Genomic DNA, 974 nt, shown 5'->3' on the forward strand with positions numbered 1-974 from the left:
CGAAGCCCGGCGCGTCCGCGGGCGGCTGCTGCCACGGCGGGGCCTGCCCCAGCGGGCCGGGACGCCCGTAGGGAGCCGCGGGCGGCGGTGCCGGGGACGCGGTCTGGCGCGGCTGCGGCGGCTGCGACCGTCCGCCCGGGAGGTTCACCACGCCGGCTTCGACGAGCAGCAGCACGACGAGGGCGGCCGTTTGCAGGACGGCCAGCACCAGCAGCAGGTAGGCGAGTCCGCCTCCCCCGTTGACCAGGTGGCGGACCAGGGCGAGCACGGCATAACCGGCCAGCGGGGCGGCGGCGAAGGTCGTGTCGGGTGCCTTGGGCAGGAACCGCAGCCCGGCGAGCGCACCGGCCGTGACGAGCGCGAAACCGGCCAGTCCGGAGAGCGCGTGGTTGGTGATGCCGACCAGGTAGGCCAGTGGGCCGGCGATTGCCGCCACCAGCAGCAGGACGTGGTTGCGATCGAGCTTGCCCGATAACCGCCCGGGGGTTTCCCGCTGCGGTGCTGGATGTGGCGCGGACATGCTGTGCCGAACTCCTTGTCGTGGTGAATGTGGACACCAACGCGGCCGAAGGTATCCGATCTCCCCGCTGTTCCGCCAAGGGCGGGTGCGAGCTTCCGGGCAGGAAGCATCGGGGCCGGTCCCGCAATGGGATCCGGCCCCGACGGATTGCTCGGTGCTCGCCGCACTCAGCCCTGGATGATCTTGCGCATCAGCTGCGCGGTCTCGCTCGGCGTCTTGCCGACCTGGACACCGGCCGCCTCCAAGGCTTCCTTCTTCGCCTGCGCGGTACCGGACGAACCGGAGACGATCGCGCCGGCGTGCCCCATGGTCTTGCCCTCGGGGGCGGTGAAGCCGGCGACGTAGCCGACGACCGGCTTGGTGATGTTGGCCTTGATGTACTCGGCCGCCCGCTCTTCGGCGTCACCACCGATCTCGCCGACCCGGGCCGCGGCTTCGATGGCTGCTGCTTCCA

Annotated in this window: 1 protein-coding gene and 1 pseudogene; both read right to left on the reverse strand. The window is 71.8% G+C overall.

Going from position 1 to position 974, the window contains the following annotated elements; all coding sequences use genetic code 11:
* A partial coding sequence (locus tag SREC43747_RS20050) for a DUF5336 domain-containing protein (protein WP_029723001.1) occupies positions 1–520 on the reverse strand: 520 nt, incomplete at its 3' end.
* A 167-nt stretch (positions 521–687) separates the two neighbouring features.
* Positions 688–974, reverse strand: a pseudogene (locus SREC43747_RS0119250) (succinate--CoA ligase subunit alpha); the annotation flags it as partial.

This window comes from Saccharopolyspora rectivirgula DSM 43747 (assembly GCF_000497205.1).
Lineage (GTDB): Bacteria > Actinomycetota > Actinomycetes > Mycobacteriales > Pseudonocardiaceae > Saccharopolyspora > Saccharopolyspora rectivirgula.